General features: G+C 40.2%; 18 protein-coding genes. 14 read left to right on the top strand and 4 right to left on the bottom strand.

Translation table 11 applies throughout. The features are described 5' to 3' along the window. The 6 genes from PPA04_RS09640 to PPA04_RS03555 all read left to right on the top strand — a co-directional run. On the top strand, positions 1-182 hold a 182-nt coding region (locus PPA04_RS09640; RefSeq protein WP_222591701.1), incomplete at its 5' end, for a hypothetical protein. A 214-nt stretch (positions 183-396) separates the two neighbouring features. Beyond that, positions 397-1,053 carry a hypothetical protein gene (locus PPA04_RS03575; protein WP_057783352.1) on the top strand — a complete coding sequence of 219 codons (657 nt, stop codon included), beginning with the start codon at positions 397-399 and terminating at the stop codon, positions 1,051-1,053. 323 nt (positions 1,054-1,376) lie between these two features. Continuing rightward, a complete protein-coding gene (locus PPA04_RS03570) occupies positions 1,377-2,429 on the top strand; it encodes a hypothetical protein (RefSeq protein WP_057783351.1) in 1,053 nt (350 codons plus the stop codon). Between the two features lie 360 nt (positions 2,430-2,789). Next, on the top strand, positions 2,790-4,430 hold the full coding sequence (locus PPA04_RS03565) for a peptide ABC transporter substrate-binding protein (protein ID WP_057783349.1): 1,641 nt from the start codon (positions 2,790-2,792) through the stop codon (positions 4,428-4,430). Positions 4,431-4,603: 173 nt separating this feature from the next. After that, positions 4,604-4,933 (top strand): hypothetical protein, encoded by a 330-nt coding sequence (locus tag PPA04_RS03560; protein ID WP_057783347.1) that lies wholly within the window; start codon positions 4,604-4,606, stop codon positions 4,931-4,933. A 156-nt stretch (positions 4,934-5,089) separates the two neighbouring features. Further along, positions 5,090-5,995 (top strand): alpha/beta hydrolase, encoded by a 906-nt coding sequence (locus tag PPA04_RS03555; RefSeq protein ID WP_057783345.1) that lies wholly within the window; start codon positions 5,090-5,092, stop codon positions 5,993-5,995. Between the two features lie 196 nt (positions 5,996-6,191). On the opposite strand, the gene PPA04_RS03550 is transcribed toward PPA04_RS03555, so the two are convergent. Further along, the gene (locus PPA04_RS03550; protein ID WP_057783342.1) at positions 6,192-6,410 is read right to left on the bottom strand and encodes a hypothetical protein; all 219 of its coding nucleotides are present in this window, start codon (positions 6,408-6,410) and stop codon (positions 6,192-6,194) included. Positions 6,411-6,673: 263 nt separating this feature from the next. On the opposite strand from PPA04_RS03550, the gene PPA04_RS03545 reads away from it, so the two are divergent. Continuing rightward, positions 6,674-7,528, top strand: a complete 855-nt coding sequence (locus tag PPA04_RS03545; RefSeq protein WP_057783341.1) for a hypothetical protein — start codon at positions 6,674-6,676, stop codon at positions 7,526-7,528. 81 nt (positions 7,529-7,609) lie between these two features. On the opposite strand, the gene PPA04_RS03540 is transcribed toward PPA04_RS03545, so the two are convergent. Together PPA04_RS03540 and PPA04_RS03535 are read right to left on the bottom strand one after the other, a co-directional pair. Continuing rightward, positions 7,610-8,158, bottom strand: coding sequence for a YiiX/YebB-like N1pC/P60 family cysteine hydrolase (locus PPA04_RS03540; RefSeq protein WP_057783339.1), 549 nt, complete (start codon positions 8,156-8,158; stop codon positions 7,610-7,612). Between the two features lie 125 nt (positions 8,159-8,283). Further along, positions 8,284-8,880 (bottom strand): hypothetical protein, encoded by a 597-nt coding sequence (locus tag PPA04_RS03535; protein ID WP_057783337.1) that lies wholly within the window; start codon positions 8,878-8,880, stop codon positions 8,284-8,286. A gap of 748 nt (positions 8,881-9,628) precedes the next feature. On the opposite strand from PPA04_RS03535, the gene PPA04_RS03530 reads away from it, so the two are divergent. The 7 genes from PPA04_RS03530 to pyrE are packed head-to-tail and all read left to right on the top strand — an operon-like array spanning position 9,629 to position 18,381. Then, positions 9,629-10,552 carry an aspartate carbamoyltransferase catalytic subunit gene (locus PPA04_RS03530; protein WP_057783335.1) on the top strand — a complete coding sequence of 308 codons (924 nt, stop codon included), beginning with the start codon at positions 9,629-9,631 and terminating at the stop codon, positions 10,550-10,552. A 13-nt stretch (positions 10,553-10,565) separates the two neighbouring features. Continuing rightward, positions 10,566-11,849: a dihydroorotase gene (locus tag PPA04_RS03525; protein ID WP_057783333.1), complete on the top strand. Its 1,284-nt coding sequence runs from the start codon at positions 10,566-10,568 to the stop codon at positions 11,847-11,849. After that, positions 11,842-12,942, top strand: coding sequence for a carbamoyl phosphate synthase small subunit (locus PPA04_RS03520; protein WP_057783331.1), 1,101 nt, complete (start codon positions 11,842-11,844; stop codon positions 12,940-12,942). Before PPA04_RS03525 ends, PPA04_RS03520 begins: the two co-directional genes overlap by 8 nt. Then, positions 12,935-16,114, top strand: coding sequence for a carbamoyl-phosphate synthase large subunit (carB, locus tag PPA04_RS03515; protein WP_057783329.1), 3,180 nt, complete (start codon positions 12,935-12,937; stop codon positions 16,112-16,114). Before PPA04_RS03520 ends, carB begins: the two co-directional genes overlap by 8 nt. An 18-nt stretch (positions 16,115-16,132) precedes the next feature. Further along, positions 16,133-17,056 carry a dihydroorotate dehydrogenase gene (locus tag PPA04_RS03510; protein ID WP_057783327.1) on the top strand — a complete coding sequence of 308 codons (924 nt, stop codon included), beginning with the start codon at positions 16,133-16,135 and terminating at the stop codon, positions 17,054-17,056. After that, a complete protein-coding gene (gene pyrF, locus PPA04_RS03505; protein ID WP_057783325.1) occupies positions 17,049-17,771 on the top strand; it encodes an orotidine-5'-phosphate decarboxylase in 723 nt (240 codons plus the stop codon). The genes PPA04_RS03510 and pyrF overlap by 8 nt, the downstream gene beginning before the upstream one ends. A 1-nt stretch (position 17,772) precedes the next feature. Next, complete coding sequence (gene pyrE / locus PPA04_RS03500; RefSeq protein ID WP_057783323.1) at positions 17,773-18,381, top strand: orotate phosphoribosyltransferase; 609 nt, start codon at positions 17,773-17,775, stop codon at positions 18,379-18,381. 58 nt (positions 18,382-18,439) lie between these two features. On the opposite strand, the gene PPA04_RS03495 is transcribed toward pyrE, so the two are convergent. Next, the gene (locus PPA04_RS03495) at positions 18,440-19,837 is read right to left on the bottom strand and encodes a DHA2 family efflux MFS transporter permease subunit (RefSeq protein ID WP_057783321.1); all 1,398 of its coding nucleotides are present in this window, start codon (positions 19,835-19,837) and stop codon (positions 18,440-18,442) included. Between the last annotated feature and the right edge of the window lie 274 nt (positions 19,838-20,111).

Genomic DNA, 20,111 nt, shown 5'->3' with positions numbered 1-20,111 from the left:
CAATCGCTAATTTAGTTTTTTTTGAATGTTATGATAGAGCTCGTAAATTAATATGTAACCAAGTTTGTTACTTTAGTTTTCTCATGCCTGTGCAAGGCATGTCTTTCTCCTTTCTTGATGTTATCAGCAAATGTGTGGTACTAAGTGAAGCTCTATTTACAGTACACGGTTATTATACATAATGCCAACGACATAATTTGGCGATGAAGATATATAACTAAAATAATTTGATCTTTTTCAATAGAAAACAGATATTTTTAAAATAAATTTGTGTGAATCAAAAATTATCAAATCTTTTTTTCTTTCTCATCTCAGATTGCCATATTATGGCACAGTACAGTGATAACATAATGATGTTGTCAAGCCAAGCCACATCAATCTAAGGAGATAATTGCGATGAGTGAAGATAAATTGATCCAAAACGATGATCTGGAAAATGAACAAGACGAGGAACCTGCTTCAAATCATCAGAAATTGGAACCTGAATATGGAAAGTATATGTATTGGGAAATTATCCGTGACTTTCCGATTATGGCAGACTATATTGGTCACTATATTCAAGAAAATCGATTTACGGCTGTTAATTTGATAGATTTGGCATCATCGCTGGGGCTTCGATTAGACTATAGTAGTGAACTGCGAACTGACTTTAAGTTATATCGCACGAAAAAAAGTGATATCGATGTGCTCATCGTTTCCGCGCGCCATGCCAGTATCCAGGATAAAGCTTGGTATGCAGCAAAAGGCATGGCAAACTATATTCTTGGTGACGCTGAATATGTGCCCGACTTCTCGCAAAATCAAGGTGCCTTAAACAAATGGACTGATGAAAAAATAGCTGCTAAGTTGTTGTTACCTAATGATTTGTTGGAAAGAGATATTGACTTCGCAACTACCTATAATCGGGATCTCCTTAATGAGGTTGGGGAACGCAACGCTGGGGCACTATTTCCGTATGCCCGGTTGAACATCATCGGCCATACTGCCGCGCAAATTGCCAATGTCCCGGATTGGTTAATGGAACAAAGGGTTGACGAATTCTATAATGGCTAGAAACGGCATTGAGAATAAAATGACGTTATGTTAAAAGAATGATGGTAGTGTCTTTGCGGATGCTACTTTTTTTGTGCGCATAATTTGAATAAAACATTGGATGTTTGAAACAGAATGCAACGTTAATTGGAGTGAAGCATTGTCTGTTAGTGATTTTTGAGTATTTTAAATTAAAAATATGATTTTGGCGTATTTAGCTAAGTGCAAGATAAATTTCGAATGAAATGACTAATTATGTGTTTAAGCACACACATAAGTGGTATGATGGTTGGCTACATAAAAAAGTAAATGAACACATTCAAAAAGAAATGAGGAAACTTTTCATGACACGAAGACCAACACGGTTCAAGGGTGATCCCTCCATATTTATGACAAAAGTTGAAAACAAACCTGACTTAACGATAGCCATGAACAATGTTGTTGAAAATTTTTTCAAAAAAGATTTTCAAGTTGATTTGATTCCGGATCATGGCAGTTTAAGAGGGCGTCGAGAAATCATGCGCTTGATTCAAACCGATTTCCCAAATTTAACGCAAGCGCAATGGCATCAAGCGTATTTATTTTTAAAATACAGACATGCCTATTTTGACGCCAGCTTTGTGTTAAAAAGTGTCAGCTTATATTTAATTGTGAAATGGGTAACTACTCAAAATTTAAGTGAATTGGAACAACAGTTTATGGCGGCAGTTACCATTGAAACCAGTGTAGAACTTGATATCCAAACTAGTGATCCTGCGTTTACGGAGAATATAAAGCAACTTAATGAAGAACTGCAGGAAAAACAAGGGGCTGACAATCATGATACAGATGATTCTAGCACTCGTTTTGATGTGTGGAACGGCAATAACGAAAGGGTACTAACTCATCTAGATCAATTAGTTGAAACGCAAAAACCAGATTGGAAAATTGTAAATTGGAATTCCAAACTTTTGTGTGAATACTGGCTAGAACCCACAAAAAAACAAGTGGTTAGTTTGGATGCAATTGTTGACCCAATGCTCTTAGAATTAGAAGCCAAACATACTGAGTTAGGTGAAAAATGTTATGAGGATTCATTTCTAGCCAAGGCTCCAGCTGAGAAAAAGATTACTTTTATGGACCTTACAGCAATTGTGGCTGACAATCCGTTAGCCTACTATTTATTAGGTAAATTGGCGGTTCACTCGACCACGATAGGTCTATTGATTGTGAATCAACTGCAAGGATTTACACATAACAATCGTTACTGGTACCATGTGGGTCGTTATTCACCAAGTGTCAGGAAAGATGCCTTATTAATCGAAACAGCGCTTTTACCTTTAGCCAGTTCGCCAAAACAAACGGAGTGGGACTTTTTTACCTTGCTCGTGGATAAATTTGGTCAGTTTTGGGATTAATCGTCCTAATGGAAGCTACTATACAGGAGCGGATGTTAAAAAAGTTTAGGCGTACATGCATGGTCGGAGTTGCTTCATTAAAACTAAATTAAAAAATATGTTTACTTTTAATTTACAACTCCTATAATAAGCATCATCAAGTCGAAAGGGGTGAAGTCACATGACCAGTTTTGTTAAAGCAATTTTAAGTAATTTAGTCATTATTAGCTTATTAATTAAAGCGCACGGTTCTGCGACTTCAATCCTTAGCTAATAATTTTTTAGTATCGTCATAAGAGGATAATTAGGTTGCTCGCTGTGCTTCGTAAAGAAGTATAGCGGGCATTTTTTTATTTATTGAGAAAAAAGAGAGCGAATTGTATGGATAAAAAATTGAAAGTTTCAGCTTTGTTTCTGGTGGCCGCTACGATGTTGGCAGGCTGCGGGAGTAAAAGTGCAAGTGCAGGAACCCATGATTATGCGACTAAACAAAGTTATAATTTGATGGCTAGTACTGAGGTGGAAACGATGGATCCGTCCCTCGCGGATGACTCTACCTCACTGACACAAATTGAAAATACAAATGAAGGACTTTACCATCCCAATAAAGCCGGTAAGTTGGTTGCTGAAGCGGCCACCAAAACAAAGGTTAGCAAGGATGGCATGACGTATACATTTACAATACATAAAGGGATGAAGTGGAGCAATGGCGATCCCGTCACCGCACAAAACTTCGTCTATGGTTGGCAAAGAAGTGTTAATCCAAAAACGAAGGCCCCAAATGCCTTTCTGTTTGCGCCAATCAAGAATGCTGATGCAATTACAGCAGGCAAAAAGAATCCCAAAACTTTGGGTGTCAAAGCAATCAACAAGACAACTTTCAAAGTTACTTTAGTTAAACCAGCACCATATTTGAAACAGATGACGGCACTACCTGCTTTTTACCCCCAGGATAAAAAGGCGGTCGAAAAGTATGGTAAATCTTATGGGACTTCCAGTACAACCACAGTTTACAATGGGCCCTTTGTTCAAAAAGGGTGGACGGGTAGCAATTTAACTTGGAAACTGAAGAAAAATAAAAAATACTGGGATAAAAAATCTGTTCATTTGACCACGGTTAACATGCAGGTTGTTCAAAATTCCAGCACGGCATTGAATTTGTATCAAGTTAAGAAGTTGGATGACATTTCTTTGTCAGGTGAGCAAGCCACTCAAGAAAAGAATAATAAAGATTTTTATTCAACACTGGCAAATTCCATGTCCTATGCAGTTTACAACTTTAAGAATAAGGCAATGCAAAATATCAATATTCGAAAAGCAATCTCGCTTGTGCTGAATCGTAAACAGGTTACCAGCAAGGTTCTTGCCGATGGTTCTATTACCCCTAAAGGTTTTGTACCATCTAAATTGACTGAAAATCCAAAGACTGGCAAGGATTTTGCAACTGATGCATCAGTTGCCAATTCGGTTACTCAAAACAAGAAGCTTGCCAAAAAGTATTGGGCTAAAGGAATGAAACAACTTGGAAAAACTAAATTGACGATCAATTTGATGTGCTGGGATGAAGGATCCAATTCACAGGTTGCTGAATATATGCAAAGTGAAATCAATCAAACTCTGAAAGGTGCGGATGTGAAAGAAACTACCTTGCCAAAGAAATCAGCAATCACAAAGATGTCGAGTCATAAAGGGTTTGACATGGCGTTGACCGGTTGGAGTCCAGATTTTCTTGATTTGATGGATGTTTTGCAGCTTGAACAAACTGGAAATCCTTATAACTTTGGATCATTTAGTAATAAGAGTTTTGATAAGGATATGAAGGCTGCCATTACAACCGATGCAACTAATAGTCAAGCTCGTTATGATGATTATGTAAAGGCTGAAAAGATCTTGATGAAACAACAAGGTGTAGCCATGATTGATCAGGGAGCTTCAACATTCTTGCATAATCCTAAGGTAAAGGATGCCGCAACAACCACTGACGGTGGCACTTTCTTGAAGGGTGCTTATGTTGTTAAATAATTTAATCTAAGATTTAAAACACAGGAAAATCTCTGAATTTCAACAGTAAAAACTATGACTGTTACGAATTTTTTGGAGATTTTTTTGTTTCCAGAAATTTATTTAGGTATTATCACATGGCTGTGCTAGACTTTAAAAGGATAAGTAGTTACTGAAAAGGGAGTTTATAAATTATGACTTTTGATGGAATTGTTGAAAATCTTTTGTCTGAAATCAAAATGCGGACGCATCCACGTACTGATGGCATTAAATATCAGTTTAGAGAATGCACATTTCCTGTGACATTTACGCGTGATGGGTACAAAGAAGCGGATGGTTGTGCAATCTTTTTGATGGAGCCGGACGGTAAATATACCGTGAAAAAGTTTGGTACTCGGTATATGGATGTGGATGATCCAATCCGAGGTATTTATCACGGTGCTATTTTTGATTGTGAGGAAGAGCCTGATAAAATGGATGCCCTCATTGAAGCTGTGGAAAAAGGGACTCCTGAAATTAAATAAGCTTTTCTGTGGCGATTTAAAGCTCTTTAACTTTTCTAGATAGGTAAGTAACGCAGAAAAGTTGTTGAGCTTTTTTGTTTCGTGAAAGCGCTGCAATTTGGTGCTAAAATGAGGTGTACCAATAAGTAAATTAAAGTTTTGAAGGGAAGCCTCACAATGGCAGAATCAACTCAATTAATTTTAAATGCAATCAAGCAAACAACGGACGAATGGCGAGCAAATGATCAAAAAAGGGATGCTGGACTACCCACTCAATTTCCTGATGTGACGCGGTACGACAATCTGAGCTATGGTCCCGCCGGTGTGGAGAACCTGTTGGATGTTTACACACCAAAAGGCATTACGGAAAATGTGCCTGTTATTATTGATATTCATGGTGGTGGAAATGTCTACGGATCTAAAGAACTGTACCAACACTATTGTTTGGGATGGGCACGAGCAGGCTTCGGCGTAGTGAACTTTAATTATCGTTTGGCACCTAACACCCCATTTCCAGGAGCACTCCGAGATACAGCTTTAATTGGCAAATGGGTTTCTGAACACGGTGAAGCCTATCATTTGGATACGAATAACGTATTTATTATTGGTGATAGTGCAGGCGGTACGCTGGCCGAACAATATTTAACGGCGTATTCAAATGAAGATTATCGAAAATCCTTAGGCTTAGCAGATAGTGGCAAGCTTCAAATTCGGGGTAGCTGTTTGAATAGTGGCTTTTATTTCATTAAACGCGCTGGGGCGGTGCCTGAAAATAGCATGATGAGTGCCTATTACACGCCGGCAGTGTTAAAGAAATATGATCGGGAGCTGCATACGGAAAACTTTGTGACCGAAAAATTCCCATCTGTATTTGTTATGACCGCAAATCATGATTTTTTGCATGATGAAGGAATTCGGTTTGATCAATTTTTGATTGACCGGGGGATTACCCATGAATTTCGGGTTTATGGTACTGAAGAAGAACCTAGGGAACATGTTTTTCAGTTGAATCAGCGGGATAATGTGGCGGCGAAAGCTAACCATGCTCAGGCAGAATTCTTGCGTAGCTTAGTAAAAAAATAAATCAGAATGAAATTTTTCTGTTATTTCGAAAGTGAATTAAGCTCAAATAAGAGTATTTTTATTCGTATTAATGCTAGTTTGGCAGTCTTTTTTCAAAATTATCGACTTAGGTTTGAAGATTATTACTGAATAAAAAAAGAAACTGACCATTTTTAATGAATAAAGTGGTTAGTTTCCTTTTATATAAACGGAAATTTTATTCAGCAAGAACTTGGAAAAATAAAACTGAGCCCCATGGCTGACCTTTGATTAAGCTCTTAGCTTCTTTTGCGGCAGCTGCTGAGTCATCTGGGGTGACTTTGAATTCAAGCTTCATACCTGTTTTCTTAACGAATTCGTATTTGAAATCGCCATCGGATTCAGTTAAAAGTTTGGTAATATCGTCTTGTTTCTGTGGTGAATTGATTGCAATCATATTTTTCTCTCCTTGTATTATGTCAAATTTTGTTTCCTAGACACATAAATTCTATTATAAATAACAGAAAAAGTAAACCCTTTCAAGCTTGTTGAACTGGGAACATAGACGTAGTGTTCTAAGGTAGTCAGTTGGTCAAAAGTTAGGCGATTTGTGCTTGAAAAAGTGAGTTTTTGATAAATATTGATAAGTCGCTTGTAATCGATTTAAATTTCGGGTAACGTGAAAACATAAACATTGCTGAAACAGAAAGGAAATTCTATATGGCTGATAGTGAAATATTTGGGAAAAAACGTGCTGATTATTTAAAATTTAATGGCAATTATGCAGCAGGAACTTTTTTAGATAATAATGTTCAAAAATCAAATTATACTAAAGTTACCCTTGTGCCAACGATCGATACCATTAACTCATGGTCGAAACTATATAAGCAATTTAAACTTGGTGAAGACTATTCAAATGACCAATATTGGCAAGATAAATCGAAGTATTTGTCCGATGTGACCCAGGCAAAAGAGTGGTTGGAAGAATTATTCAAGGATGCGTTTAAAATCACAGCGATTGGCGCCGAATTTTTGGAGAGTGTCGGTAACCGTTCGTCAGAAAACTCGGTTCAACTGACAGAAGCGACTGACATGGATAATAATTGTTATTACATTTTGCAGAGTGGTTTTCCAGCGCTTGAAGCCAAGAGTAATGCCATGAAACAGTCCCCAGATTTTGCGTATGATCGTGATGTATTTAATGTTGATGACCAGCGAAATATTTCCTTTGATGAGCGCAACATGGATCTGTTAATCATGGCAATGGTCAAAGATTATTTTGATCGCGACATTACGCCACAAGAGTTGGTCTCCAAACTGCCCGCGTTTCGAGTTTGTGGTACGTTTAATGATTATGGTCGCCCAGCTTCTGATGGCAATCGGCTGTGCACAATCATCAAAACGAGTCACAAGAATGATTTAAATCAAGCTTCTGACGAAACTCAATTGGCAGCATTGAAAGCTGGTAAGCCATTAGCAGTCGATGTTGATCGCAGTGCGGCCTGGAAAGCAAACGAAAAGAAACGTTTGGAATGGTTGTTGGCTGGCGAACCTGCAGCGCAAGTTGAAAAATAGCAAATAATGAGGCCCCAACAAAAATTGTTTTTGTTGGGGCCTCATTTATATTTCCTGAATATTATTTCCAAGACGTTCTTTTTATTTCAGACGACTAATTTGATGAAGGACTTGCTGATGAAGCATGGTATTGGGGTTTAGTCCTGGTTGATCGTTTGGCACTGATAAAGCGAGTTTGGAATAATAATCTAACCAATAGGTCAAAACAGCCCCAGTCGTTTGGTCAGAAAAATTCATGGGAATCAGTTTGAAAATTTGGTTGTTTTCAAAGGCATAGTATATGAAATCAGCACAGTAGTAGCCTTGCTCACCAGGAATATAGCTGGCATTATAAGGTTGATTCAAAAGTTGTTTGGCTTGTTGAATGATTTGTGGCGCGTTGATTTTTTGATTGGCACGAAACAAGTCGATGTGAGCCCAATTTCGAGTTTTAAAAGTGGAATAAGGCTCACGGATGCTGCCAGTTGAAGGCAAGGTGTGGAGAATGAAAATTTGGTTGTCAGTTGTTACTTCAACCAGCGCAACGTGATCATAAATATCACTTGTTAAAGATACAGTGCTATCTACAATGGCCTGAGAAAGCTCATCGGGAATACTTTGTAGAAAGAGTAGGTCAGCATTTTTAAACATGATGTTCTCCTTGTTGATTCTTGCGGGTAAGGTTGAATTGTAATTCTTTTCTTTTAACGATTTAATCTTTTAGATTTCCACAACCGGAATCGAACCAGAGCCAGTCACCAGAGTGGAAAGCAGAACTAGATACGTTTAACGTTTCCGCGCCATACCCAACCTTTAGCACTGCCATGTTTGGAGTGTACATAGTAATAAATTGCGCCACTTTCAATTTTTTCGTGCCTAGTTGCAATCCAAATTGTTCTGGGATAATTCTTTAGGTAATGTAGCTTTTTACCACCAGGCTTGGAATAAATCCAAGCATTACTAGTTTTTCGTTTGGTGTTAAATAATTTCATTGACTTGTTCCAAATTAAAAAATTACGGCTATATTTTGTGCACCAGTTAGCATTAGTTTGGGGAACAATGAAAAAAGTGCGGCTATTATGGTAATATTTTCCGGATTTAACTATATAGCCCCCGGTACTCATTAAATATCCAGATCTATAAAATGCTGTACCTCGTTTGATGGTGCCATAGTTGTAGGCGATGTTTTTTGCTTCATAAGTGCCAGTCTTTACTTTATAAACTTTAACGGTCTTTTTAGCAATAACATGTGTTTTTGCTTCTTTAGCATAAGAGTTACCGCTTAAATATTTTGATGCTTGCGCGTTAGTAGGAAACAACACTACAAAGACTAATGCTAATAGCAAAGCCAAACTAATATTTCTTTTTTTCATTCTTAACTCCTCCAGAGAGTATAACAATTTATCCATAATTTAAATGGACTAGTGAATTTCATGGATATCAATTAATTGCTCCACAAATAAGTATAACAAAAGCAAAGCGTAATGTTAGATGAAGTACGGTTTAATTTGAACAATTATGTGTAAAGGGTCTTTAGAGATAGTAACCAACCTAGTTATGTGAAGCAGATATCTTTGGTACGACATTTAGTCAGTAATTCTGGGACAAGTTACATTCATTTTGGTTTAGGGCCTACTTGATGTTTTTAGAAATATCCGACTTATGCTAGTGGAGAGGTTGACGCAAAGAGTGTATCGATGCGACTTGGCGATTTATCTCTGTAGCGCCCCACACTCTTGTGCCAACGTCGCAACGAAACAAAATATAAAACCATTGCCAAGTAAAGTTTCAATCTGACATTTGCAGAATCCAGGTTGACATCCGCCAAGTTTAAGACTATTGTAATCACAACACAAAAGACCTTTAACTTAGTCCGAGAGACCAAGAAGGATTCCGATGAAAGTAACAGGAAGATCCCTTGGCTGAACGGCTAAGGGATCTTTTTTAAAATTAAATAATGTCACTGAACCATTTAAATGTTTCCTGAGAGAACAAAACGGTGCAGTAAAGTCTTTGCAAAAACTTTTCGCAAGGGGTCTACACGCAACAAGCTAGCGCACCTAGTTAATCAGAAAACGATTAACTAAGTGCTTTTTTTGTGAAATGAAAGGGAGAAACACCATGGCAGAACAAATACAAGCAAATTTAGTTTCAATCGATCAGTTAACCGCAGATGAGGCCGTAGATTTAATTCATGAAGCTCAAGATTTTAAAGCTGGTAAACAGGTACAGTTACTAAAGCCAGCGTATGCGATGAATTTATTTTTTGAAGATTCCACCAGAACCAAAACCAGTTTTCAAATGGCGGAGAAAAAACTAGGGATGCAGGTCTTGGACTTCAACGCCGCAACGAGTTCTGTAAATAAGGGTGAAAGTTTATATGACACCTTGCGAACAATTGAAGAAATTGGCGTCAACATTGCGGTGATTCGCCATCCCAAAAATGAGTATTATCAAGATTTAGTTGAGAATCCTAACTTGAAAATTGGAATTGCCAATGCCGGCGATGGTTCCGGGCAACACCCTTCCCAGTGTTTGTTGGATATGATGACCATTCAGGAGCAATTTGGGCACGTTAAAGGTTTAAAAGTGTTGATCAATGGGGACATTTTCCATTCTCGAGTAGCAAGATCCAATGCAGAAATGCTTTCCCGATTAGGCGCCGAGGTTTACTTTTCCGGTCCTGAAAAGTGGTTTGATGCGAAGCTAGAAAGATATGGCAAGTTTGGTGACTTTGAAGAACTTTTACCTCACATGGATGTGATTAACATCTTGAGGGTGCAACATGAACGGCTTTCAGGAAGCGCAAATAGTGATTTTGACGAGCACACCTATCGCGACAAGTTTGGCATTACCGCAAGCCGCATTCAGAAAATGAAATCTGATGCCATTATTTTACATCCGGCCCCAGTTAATCGGGGTGTTGAAATTGATGATGACTTAGTTGAAAGCCACCATTCAAAAATTTTTACCCAAATGAAAAATGGGGTGTTTGTTCGAATGGCCATTTTAAGTAGTATCTTGCGCTACCAAAAACTTTTGTAGGAGCTGAGTTGGGATGACACTGTTATTAAAAAATGGATTTGGGTTGATCGATTATAAGTTGCAACCACTCACAGTTTTGATTGCAAATAACCACATTCAAGAACTTAACGGCTCGACAACCGAAGCAGATGAAGTGATTGAGTTACATCAAGATTTTATTTCTCCTGGTTTGATTGACCTTCATGTGCACTTACGCGAACCCGGTTTTACCAATAAAGAGACCGTTAAAACGGGTGGGATGGCGGCTTTACATGGGGGCTTCACGACAATTGGAGCGATGGCAAATCTGAATCCAACTCCAGATACTGAAGAACGTTTCAAACGGCAATTAGAACTTAACAGGCAAACCCCAATCAAAATTAAACAGTATGCGCCCGTTACCAAAAATCGTGCAGGCCAGTTTGTAGTCAATTTTGGTCAACTGGCAAAGGCCGGGGCATTCGCATTTAGCGACGATGGCTCTGGAATCGAAAATGCCCACATAATGCTGGAAGCGATGCGAGAACTTGCCAAACTACATTTGCCATTATGTGATCATGCGCAGGATATGGCTTTGACAAATGGCGGTGTCCTAAACGCGGGGATGACTGCTGAAAGGTTGGGCGTACCTGGAGTGAATAATGTTAGCGAAGCTGTGCAAATCGCCCGTAATTTGGTTTTAGCGGCTAATACAGGTGTGCATTATCATGTTTGTCATGTGTCCACTAAGGAAAGTATCAATTTGATTCGGCTTGCTAAAGCGCAAGGTGTGAACGTTACCTGTGAAGTGACCCCACATCACCTTTTGTTAGACGATTCCATGATTGTTGGTGATGAAAAATCGCAGTTTAAAATGAATCCGCCGCTGCGAAGTCCAGAAGATCGCTTAGCTTGTGTGGCCGGATTGATGGATGGCACGATTGATATGATTGCTACGGATCACGCCCCACATACAGATGCCGAGAAAAAACAAGGAATTTTGGCATCACCCAACGGAATTGTCGGATCAGAAACGGCCTTTGAGTTGTTATATACGAAATTTGTCAAAACTGGTCTTTGGCCGCTGGATAAATTAATCGATTGGATGAGCGGGGCACCAAAACGGCTGTTTCACTTAAACGAAGCGGGACAACTTAAAGTTGGGTCTTTGGCCGACATTGCGGTCTTTGATTTAACTCAGGAAAAAATAATTGAGGCTAAAAATTTCTTGTCAAAGGGACATAATTCACCTTTCCTTGGTGAAAAAGTTTTCGGAACCACAGTTTTGACAGTAGTGGATGGAAAAGTGACATATCGGAGGAAGCCAAATAATGACTAAAAAAAGATATTTAGTATTAGCAGATGGCGGTATTTACGAAGGAAATGCGTTTGGTGGCGAAGTCAGCTGCACTGGTGAACTGGTTTTTAATACAGGGATGACTGGCTATCAAGAATCTATCACCGATCAGTCTTATAACGGTGAGATCCTCATGTTTACATACCCGTTAATCGGAAATTACGGCATCAATTTTGATGATGATGAATCAGTCACACCAAGAACAGCGGGGGTGGTCGTCCATGAGTTAGCACGCAAAGTTAGTAATTGGCGCAGTCAAATGAACCTGGATAAATTTCTGAAACAGCATCAAATTCCCGGCATCTCTGGGATCGATACAAGAGAGTTAACCAAAATTGTGAGAGCACAAGGTACCATGAAAGCGGCACTTGTCAACACTGTGGAAGAAGCGCAGGACTTTATTCACGGTGGTTTGAAAACAACACTGACTACCTTGGTTGAACAAAGTACGACGCAAAACGCGTACCCGAACCCCAATTCTGGCAAACGAATTGTGGTGATTGATTTCGGTTTGAAACATAGCATTTTACGCGAACTTGCTCAGCGTCAATGCAACGTCACGGTCTTGCCAGCCACTGCCACCGCTAAACAAGTTCTAAATTACCAACCTGATGGGGTTTTTCTAAGTAATGGTCCTGGTGATCCGAAAAATGTGCCGAATGCCTTGGAAATGATTCGCACAGTTGAAACACAGGTGCCTTTGTTTGGAATTTGCTTAGGTCACCAGTTGTTTGCCTTAGCTAATGGGGCCGATACGTTCAAGATGAAGTTTGGGCATCGCGGGTTTAACCATCCTGTTCGAGAAATCGCAACTAATCGGATTGACTTTACGGCGCAAAATCATGGCTACGCGGTCGCCGCCGATTCAGTTGAGCAAACCGATTTGTTGGTGACTCATCAAGAAATTAACGATGAAACTATTGAAGGTTTACGCCATAAAAAATATCCCGCCTTTTCGGTTCAGTTTCATCCAGATGCCGCCCCCGGTCCCCACGATGCAAGTTATCTTTTCGATGAGTTTTTAGATAATATCGACAGTTTTCAACGTCAAAGGAGGATCAGCACACATGCCTAAACGTCAAGATATTCACAAAATTTTAGTGATCGGTTCTGGTCCAATCATCATTAGCCAAGCCGCTGAGTTTGATTATTCTGGCTCACAAGCTTGTTTAGCTTTAAAGGCGGAAGGTTACGAAGTCGTCCTCGTCAATTCTAACCCGGCCACAATTATGACGGATCCAGAGATTGCCGACCAAGTTTATATCGAACCACTGACTTTGGAATTTGTGAGTCGGGTTATTCGCAAAGAACGGCCGGACGCCATTTTACCAACGGTGGGTGGTCAAACGGGATTGAACATGGCTAAACAACTGGCTGAAGCTGGTGTGTTAGCTGATTTTAACATTGAACTTTTGGGAACCAGTTTGAAGTCGATCAATCAAGCTGAAGACCGGGAACAGTTCAAAGAGCTGATGCAAAAATTAAACGAGCCGGTACCCAAATCGTTAACGGTAACGACCGTCAAAGAAGCTCAAGACTTTTCTGCAAAAATTGGGTTTCCCGTTATCATTCGACCAGCGTATACATTGGGTGGAACAGGCGGTGGGATTGCTGAAAACATGGATGGGCTCACCGCCATTGCTGAGAACGGGTTAGACTTGTCGCCAATTACGCAAGTCTTAATTGAACAGAGTATTGCTGGATTTAAGGAAATTGAGTTTGAAGTGATGCGGGATCACAATGACAACACGATGGTGGTTTGTTCAATGGAAAACTTTGATCCAGTGGGCATTCACACCGGCGATTCAATTGTGTACGCACCAGTGCAAACTTTGTCGGATCGTGAATATCAAATGCTACGGGATGTTTCCTTAAAACTAATTTCAGCATTGAAAATCGAAGGCGGGTGCAACGTTCAATTGGCCTTGGATCCCAACAGTTATCAATATTACATTATTGAAGTCAATCCACGGGTGAGCCGTTCGTCAGCATTGGCTTCAAAAGCAACCGGTTATCCGATAGCAAAGATGGCGGCTGAAATTTCGGTAGGTTTAACGCTTGATGAAATTAAAAATCCAATTACCCAAACAACTTATGCAGCATTTGAACCCGCTTTAGATTATGTGGTCTGTAAGATTCCACGCTGGCCATTTGATAAGTTCAATCATGCGGATCGTCTGTTGGGCACCCAGATGAAGGCTACTGGTGAAGTCATGGCAATTGGCCGTAACATTGAAGAGGCTACTCAAAAAGCGGTCCGTTCGTTGGAAATTGGGTCCGATTTGATGGGCTCATCAGAATTAACAAGGCTAACAGAACAGGAACTCACAGAACGGTTAGTCAGAGCTCGCGATGATCGGTTGTTTTGTGTCATGGAAGCTTTACGGCGGCAGTGGTCGGTTGCCGAAATTCATGAATTAACTAAGATAGATGAATTTTATTTAGATAAATTGAGCCATATTTTAGAAATTGAAACTCTGTTGCAACAACATCCCGGTGATTTAGCGGTGTTAAAACTTGCCAAACAGAATGGCTTTACCGACGTCGTCATTGGCAAGGCTTGGCATAAAACAGCTGATGAAATTAGAGCCTTACGTCGAACTAAACAAATTTGGCCAGTGTACAAAATGGTTGATACGTGTGCGGCCGAGTTTGAATCGCACACGCCTTATTTTTACAGTACCTATGAAGAAGAAAACGAAAGTCATTCAAGTGAGCAACCCACCGTTATGGTCATTGGCGCAGGGCCAATTCGGATTGGACAGGGAATTGAGTTTGATTATGCGACTGTGCATTGTGTTCAAACTTTAAAAGCTGCTGGTTATCGGGCGATCATTATGAATAATAATCCCGAAACAGTTTCAACGGACTTCTCAATTTCGGACAAACTTTATTTTGAGCCTTTGACACTAGAAGATGTTTTAAACGTTGCTGATTTGGAAAAGCCACGCGGAGTGATTGTTCAGTTTGGTGGGCAAACCGCCATCAATCTAGCGAAACCATTAGCCGATCATGGTGTCAAAATATTGGGCACTGCGGTCGAAGACGTCAATCGTGCTGAAGATCGAGATCAGTTTAATCAAATTATTGAAGAACTTAAAATTCCCCAACCATATGGCGATACCGCCACTACCAATGAAGAGGCCCTCACAATTGGTGAAAAAATTGGCTATCCGTTGTTAGTACGACCAAGTTATGTGTTAGGTGGCCGGGCCATGGAAATTGTGCATAATAACGAAGAATTAAAGCATTATATGCATGCAGCAATTGAAGTTTCGCACGAGCACCCCGTTTTATTAGATCGGTATTTAGTAGGTAAGGAGTGTGAAGTTGATGCAATTTGTGATGGTGACACAGTTGTGATTCCGGGCATTATGGAACACATCGAACGCGCTGGCATTCACTCTGGTGATTCAATGGCCGTCTATCCACCGCAGACATTATCCACAACCGTTATTAAACAAATTGAACAGGCCACCATTCAATTAGCTCATTCCTTGAACTGTTTTGGGTTGATGAACGTCCAGTTTGTCATTCATCATGAACAAGCTTATGTTATCGAAGTGAATCCACGCGCCAGCCGGACTGTGCCATTCCTGAGTAAGACGACTAAAATTCCAATGACTCAATTAGCAACGCAAGTCATTATGGGTCAAAAATTGGCCGACTTAGGGTATGAGACTGGAATTCAGGCGCCGTCCAAACTGGTTCATGTCAAAGCACCGATTTTCTCCTTTAGTAAATTAAACCGCGTGGACAGTTTATTAGGACCGGAAATGAAATCAACTGGAGAAGTGATGGGCAGTGACTGTTCCTTTGAAAAGGCACTGTACAAAGCGTTTGAAGCCAGTGGGGTTCACTTACCAGCCCACGGCAATATCTTGATGACCGTGCGGGATGCTGAAAAGCCCCAAGCAACTGAATTAGCTCGACAATTAGTTCAGCTCGGTTTTAATTTGTACGCGACAGAAGGAACTGCTCAGTATCTTACGGAACGCGGCGTGTTAGTTAAACAGCGAGTCGAGAAGTTAAGTGAAAATTCACCGCAAATTGCACAATTGTTAACAGATCAAAAAATTCAACTGGTCGTGAATACGGTGGATGACAATATGGAGTCCGTTAATGATGATACCAAGATTCGAGCGCTAGCAATCAGTCATGAGATTCTTGTATTGACCTCACTAGATACCTTATCAGCAGTTGTCACCATGCTAAAGAGCCAAGCTTACTTAATTCAAGCCATTTAAAAACGGAGGTTGCATCGAATGTCAGAAAATAAATTAGCAGTTAGTTTACCTGGTTTAGAACTTAAAAATCCTGTGATGCCAGCCAGTGGAACTTGTTGGTATGGTCAAGAATTTGCGCAACGTTTCGACTTGAATCTTCTTGGTGGGCTGGTTGTGAAGTCCACAACCATAGAACCGCGTACCGGCAATCCTAAGCCACGTACGACGGAAACGACTGCCGGGTGGTTAAACGCCAATGGTTTACAAAATGTAGGCGTTAAACAAGCTGTTGCCGAAAAACTACCTTGGCTAGATGCTCATTTTCCCGAATTGCCAATTATCGCCAGTGCAGCGGGATTTAGTGAAGACGAGTATATTGCGGTTGTCAAAGGTTTAAACGAATCACCCAACATTAAGGCAATTGAGTTGAACATTTCGTGTCCCAATGTTGAAAATGGCGGATTAGCCATGGGAACGGATCCTAAACTGGTGGAAAAGTTGACACGGAAATGTGTAGCGGTTAGCCGGGTGCCCCTATATGTCAAACTGACACCCAATATTACAGATGTGACGGCGATCGCCAAAGCTGCTGAAGCTGGTGGGGCGGCCGGTTTGACCATGATTAACACCTTGACTGGGCTTAGTATTGATTTGAAGACACGGAAACCAGCTTTAGCCAATGGTACAGGAGGGTTATCAGGTCCAGCCTTGAAACCAATCGCGTTAGCCATGATTCATAAAGTTCATGAAACCTGTCAGTTACCAATCATTGGGGTGGGCGGTGTTTCGAGTGCCGAAGACGTTTTGGAGATGATGATGGCCGGAGCGAGTGCGGTCGAAGTCGGCGCGGCGAATTTCCATGATCCGCTAAGTTGTCCGAAAATCATCGCCCAGTTACCAATAGTGATGGACTTTTATGGCATTGATAATTTGAAACAGTTGCAGGAGGTTCATTTTGATTAAATATTCGCCGATTGTGGCTTTAGATGTTGCTAATCTAGATCAAGTAAACACAATTTTAAAACAGTTGGACGTTAATCCGCGGCCGATGGTCAAAATCGGAATGGAAGTATTTTATCACTTCGGACCAAGGATCGTTAAACATGTGCAAGCCATGGGATTTACCGTTTTCTTGGATTTAAAGTTGTATGATATTCCTAATACAGTGGAACGAGCAGCACGTGTGATTGGCGCCCTGGGGGTTGAAATGACTACTATTCATGCCGCTGGTGGGTCAGAAATGTTGGCGGCCGGTAAAAGAGGTTTAATGCAAGGAGCTCAAGAAATTGGTAAAGCACCGGCCAAACTCCTCGCAATTACTCAGTTAACATCGATTGATGATCAGATTTTACATAACCAACAGCACATAGCGATTTCTTTGCAAGAATCCGTGCAAAATTATGCCAAACTAGCTGAAAGTACTGGTTTGGATGGCGTCATTTGTTCCGCATTGGAAGTGCCGGTGATTCGTGAGGTAGTTAATCCGGATTTCTTGTGCATCACCCCCGGAATTCGACCCAATTCTGCTCAAAATGGAGATCAAAAACGAGTGGTAACACCTAATCAAGCTGCCAAACTAGGCAGTAACGGAATTGTGGTTGGCCGGCCAATTACTCAAAGTGCGGATCCTAAATTTGCATACAAACAGATTGCTGAAGAGTTTAAGGAGGAAAAATAAGATGACAATTGCTGAACAAGTTGCACATTCTTTATTAGAAATTGGCGCGGTGGCATTACGCCCAAACGATCCATTCACCTGGGCAAGCGGATTAAAAAGTCCAATATACTGCGATAATCGATTGACGATTTCCTATCCTAAAGTTCGCCAGTTGATTTGTAAAGGTTTAGTAGAATTAATCAAAGCCAATTATCCAGATGTAGAAGTAATTGCCGGTACCGCTACGGCAGGGATTCCGCATGCAGCATGGGTGGCCGAAAAACTGAATCTTCCTCTGATTTATGTGCGGTCTAAACCTAAGGATCATGGTCAGGGCAAACAAACCGAAGGCGTACTGAAACCTGGTCAAAAAGTGGTTGTCATTGATGATCTTATTTCAACTGGCCAAAGTGTTTTAGGAGCTGTTCAGGCGGTCCAGAAAGCGGATGCGACTGCAATTGGAGTAGCTGGCATCTTTAGCTATCAATTATCAGCAGCTGAGGTGAACTTTAGGGAAGCCGCGTTACCATTACACACAGTCACTAATTACAGTACATTAATCAGAGTAGCCAAAACTGAAAACAAAGTTAGTGAAACTGAACTTGAAATTCTTAAAAAGTGGCGGCAATAGAGAATACAAAAAATCTCTTCTGGTTTATAATCAGGAGAGATTTTTTTGAGTTATAAAATTAGTTTTTAGTAATTTTCTTGGGTAAAGAGGTAATTAATATGGTTGCGAGCACACACAACGCGGCAAAGAATAGGATAACAGAGTGGCTACCAACCACGGTTTGCTTAACTTCTGACAGGTTAGGATATTTCTGAGCGGTCATTGCTAAAATTGTTGAAGCAATCGCAGTCCCTAGTGATCCCGAATATTGTTGTAAAGTATTAAAAATTGCGTTACCATCACCAATTTGGGCGGGCTTTAATTGTTGCAGGCCAAAGGTTAACGAATTGTTGAATAAAAAGCTGAATCCTAACATGTAAACTGTATAGAAAATAACGATTGTGGTAGTTGACAGGTAGTTTGTAAAGATAAGCAGGAGTCCAATCCCCAACAAAATGAATATTGCCCCAATTGAAAATGGTATTTTTGGTGAGTAGCGATCGAGTAATTGACCAGTTAGGGGAGCGACAACTGCAGAAAATAAACTACCAGCCAGTAACATCATACCCGACAGCATCACACCTTTCTTCAGGGAGAGTTGGGCGAAGGTTGGCAGTACAAAAGTCAAACCAATTTGCACAAATTGGATCAAAAAGTAAATTAGTACAGCTCGGGTAAAAAGCGAGTTTTTGAAAATATGAATATTAATTAAAGGCTGACTACTTCGAAGTGACAGAATGACGAAAATGGCAAAACACAAAAAGCCAAAAATGAAATTTCCATATACAAGTGGGGTTGTTAAACTACCACTACCAGCGTGATTGATGGCCAAAGTAAGACCTGTCAGGCCCAAAAAGATCAAAATAAATTGAGCAAACGGAAAACTACTTTTGACTGGTGACTGGCCTTGTTGAATGGTCGAAATAGCCAGTACACAGCTGACGACACCGATCGGCAAGGTTATCCAGAAAATTAGTGGCCAGTTATACATTTGAGTAATAAAACCTCCATATGTTGGACCTAGGGATGGTGCAAAGGCGACAACCATACCGGCTGTTCCGACATATTGGCCTTGCTTGCTGAGAGGAATCTGTTGCATAATGATGGCAAACATGAGCGGCATGGTCAAGCCAGTACTGATTCCTTGAATAATTCTACCAATTAATAGAAATGTCAGTGAACTGGCAGAACCAGAAAATAGAATTCCCAAAATAAATAAAATACCGGCCGCACTCAAAATCGTTTTAAACTTAAACCGACGTTGAACAAACGCAGTGACGGTCATCGTTGCTGCTACGACTAACAAGTAGGCGGTCGTGACCCATTGGACGTTATTTAAGCTTTCATGAAACTGAGCCATTAAAGTCGGAAAGGTGACGTTCATGGCTGTTTCGACCAGAACTCCACAGAAGGCCAAGCCAGCGGTCCCCACAATGGATAATTTCGTTTTCGTACTAATTGATGATGTTTCTTGCATAAAAAAACCTCCAGAATTCTAACTGAAGCACCATATACCTTAATAAGGTATGTTGCACTTTCACTAGAATTGGAGGTTAATTTGTTAAAACCGCTGAATATCTTCTGTTGGAAGTCGAACATTGAGCACAAAAATATATGTGCTTCAGTTTTGTTTACTTTCTCATTATATCGGATAAATTTTGAAAATACCAAGTAATTTTTCAGAAAAGATTTTCTATTGAGAATTTGTGATTTTTGATTCTAATTTGAAGCTGTGAATATGTGGCAATAAA

This window comes from Pediococcus parvulus, from assembly GCF_007990205.1.
GTDB classification, from domain to species: domain Bacteria; phylum Bacillota; class Bacilli; order Lactobacillales; family Lactobacillaceae; genus Pediococcus; species Pediococcus parvulus.
The sequence above is the reverse complement of the archived record's forward strand: the minus strand, read 5'-3'. Positions and strand labels throughout refer to the sequence as shown.

What these genes read in the sequence shown, in the direction of transcription:
- PPA04_RS03575 (WP_057783352.1), top strand. Translation starts at nt 397, where the DNA reads ATGAGTGAAGATAAATTGATCCAAAACGATGATCTGGAAAATGAACAA.
- PPA04_RS03570 (WP_057783351.1), top strand. Translation starts at nt 1,377, where the DNA reads ATGACACGAAGACCAACACGGTTCAAGGGTGATCCCTCCATATTTATG.
- PPA04_RS03565 (WP_057783349.1), top strand. Translation starts at nt 2,790, where the DNA reads ATGGATAAAAAATTGAAAGTTTCAGCTTTGTTTCTGGTGGCCGCTACG.
- PPA04_RS03560 (WP_057783347.1), top strand. Translation starts at nt 4,604, where the DNA reads ATGACTTTTGATGGAATTGTTGAAAATCTTTTGTCTGAAATCAAAATG.
- PPA04_RS03555 (WP_057783345.1), top strand. Translation starts at nt 5,090, where the DNA reads ATGGCAGAATCAACTCAATTAATTTTAAATGCAATCAAGCAAACAACG.
- PPA04_RS03550 (WP_057783342.1), bottom strand. Translation starts at nt 6,410, where the DNA reads ATGATTGCAATCAATTCACCACAGAAACAAGACGATATTACCAAACTT.
- PPA04_RS03545 (WP_057783341.1), top strand. Translation starts at nt 6,674, where the DNA reads ATGGCTGATAGTGAAATATTTGGGAAAAAACGTGCTGATTATTTAAAA.
- PPA04_RS03540 (WP_057783339.1), bottom strand. Translation starts at nt 8,158, where the DNA reads ATGTTTAAAAATGCTGACCTACTCTTTCTACAAAGTATTCCCGATGAG.
- PPA04_RS03535 (WP_057783337.1), bottom strand. Translation starts at nt 8,880, where the DNA reads ATGAAAAAAAGAAATATTAGTTTGGCTTTGCTATTAGCATTAGTCTTT.
- PPA04_RS03530 (WP_057783335.1), top strand. Translation starts at nt 9,629, where the DNA reads ATGGCAGAACAAATACAAGCAAATTTAGTTTCAATCGATCAGTTAACC.
- PPA04_RS03525 (WP_057783333.1), top strand. Translation starts at nt 10,566, where the DNA reads ATGACACTGTTATTAAAAAATGGATTTGGGTTGATCGATTATAAGTTG.
- PPA04_RS03520 (WP_057783331.1), top strand. Translation starts at nt 11,842, where the DNA reads ATGACTAAAAAAAGATATTTAGTATTAGCAGATGGCGGTATTTACGAA.
- carB (WP_057783329.1), top strand. Translation starts at nt 12,935, where the DNA reads ATGCCTAAACGTCAAGATATTCACAAAATTTTAGTGATCGGTTCTGGT.
- PPA04_RS03510 (WP_057783327.1), top strand. Translation starts at nt 16,133, where the DNA reads ATGTCAGAAAATAAATTAGCAGTTAGTTTACCTGGTTTAGAACTTAAA.
- pyrE (WP_057783323.1), top strand. Translation starts at nt 17,773, where the DNA reads ATGACAATTGCTGAACAAGTTGCACATTCTTTATTAGAAATTGGCGCG.
- PPA04_RS03495 (WP_057783321.1), bottom strand. Translation starts at nt 19,837, where the DNA reads ATGCAAGAAACATCATCAATTAGTACGAAAACGAAATTATCCATTGTG.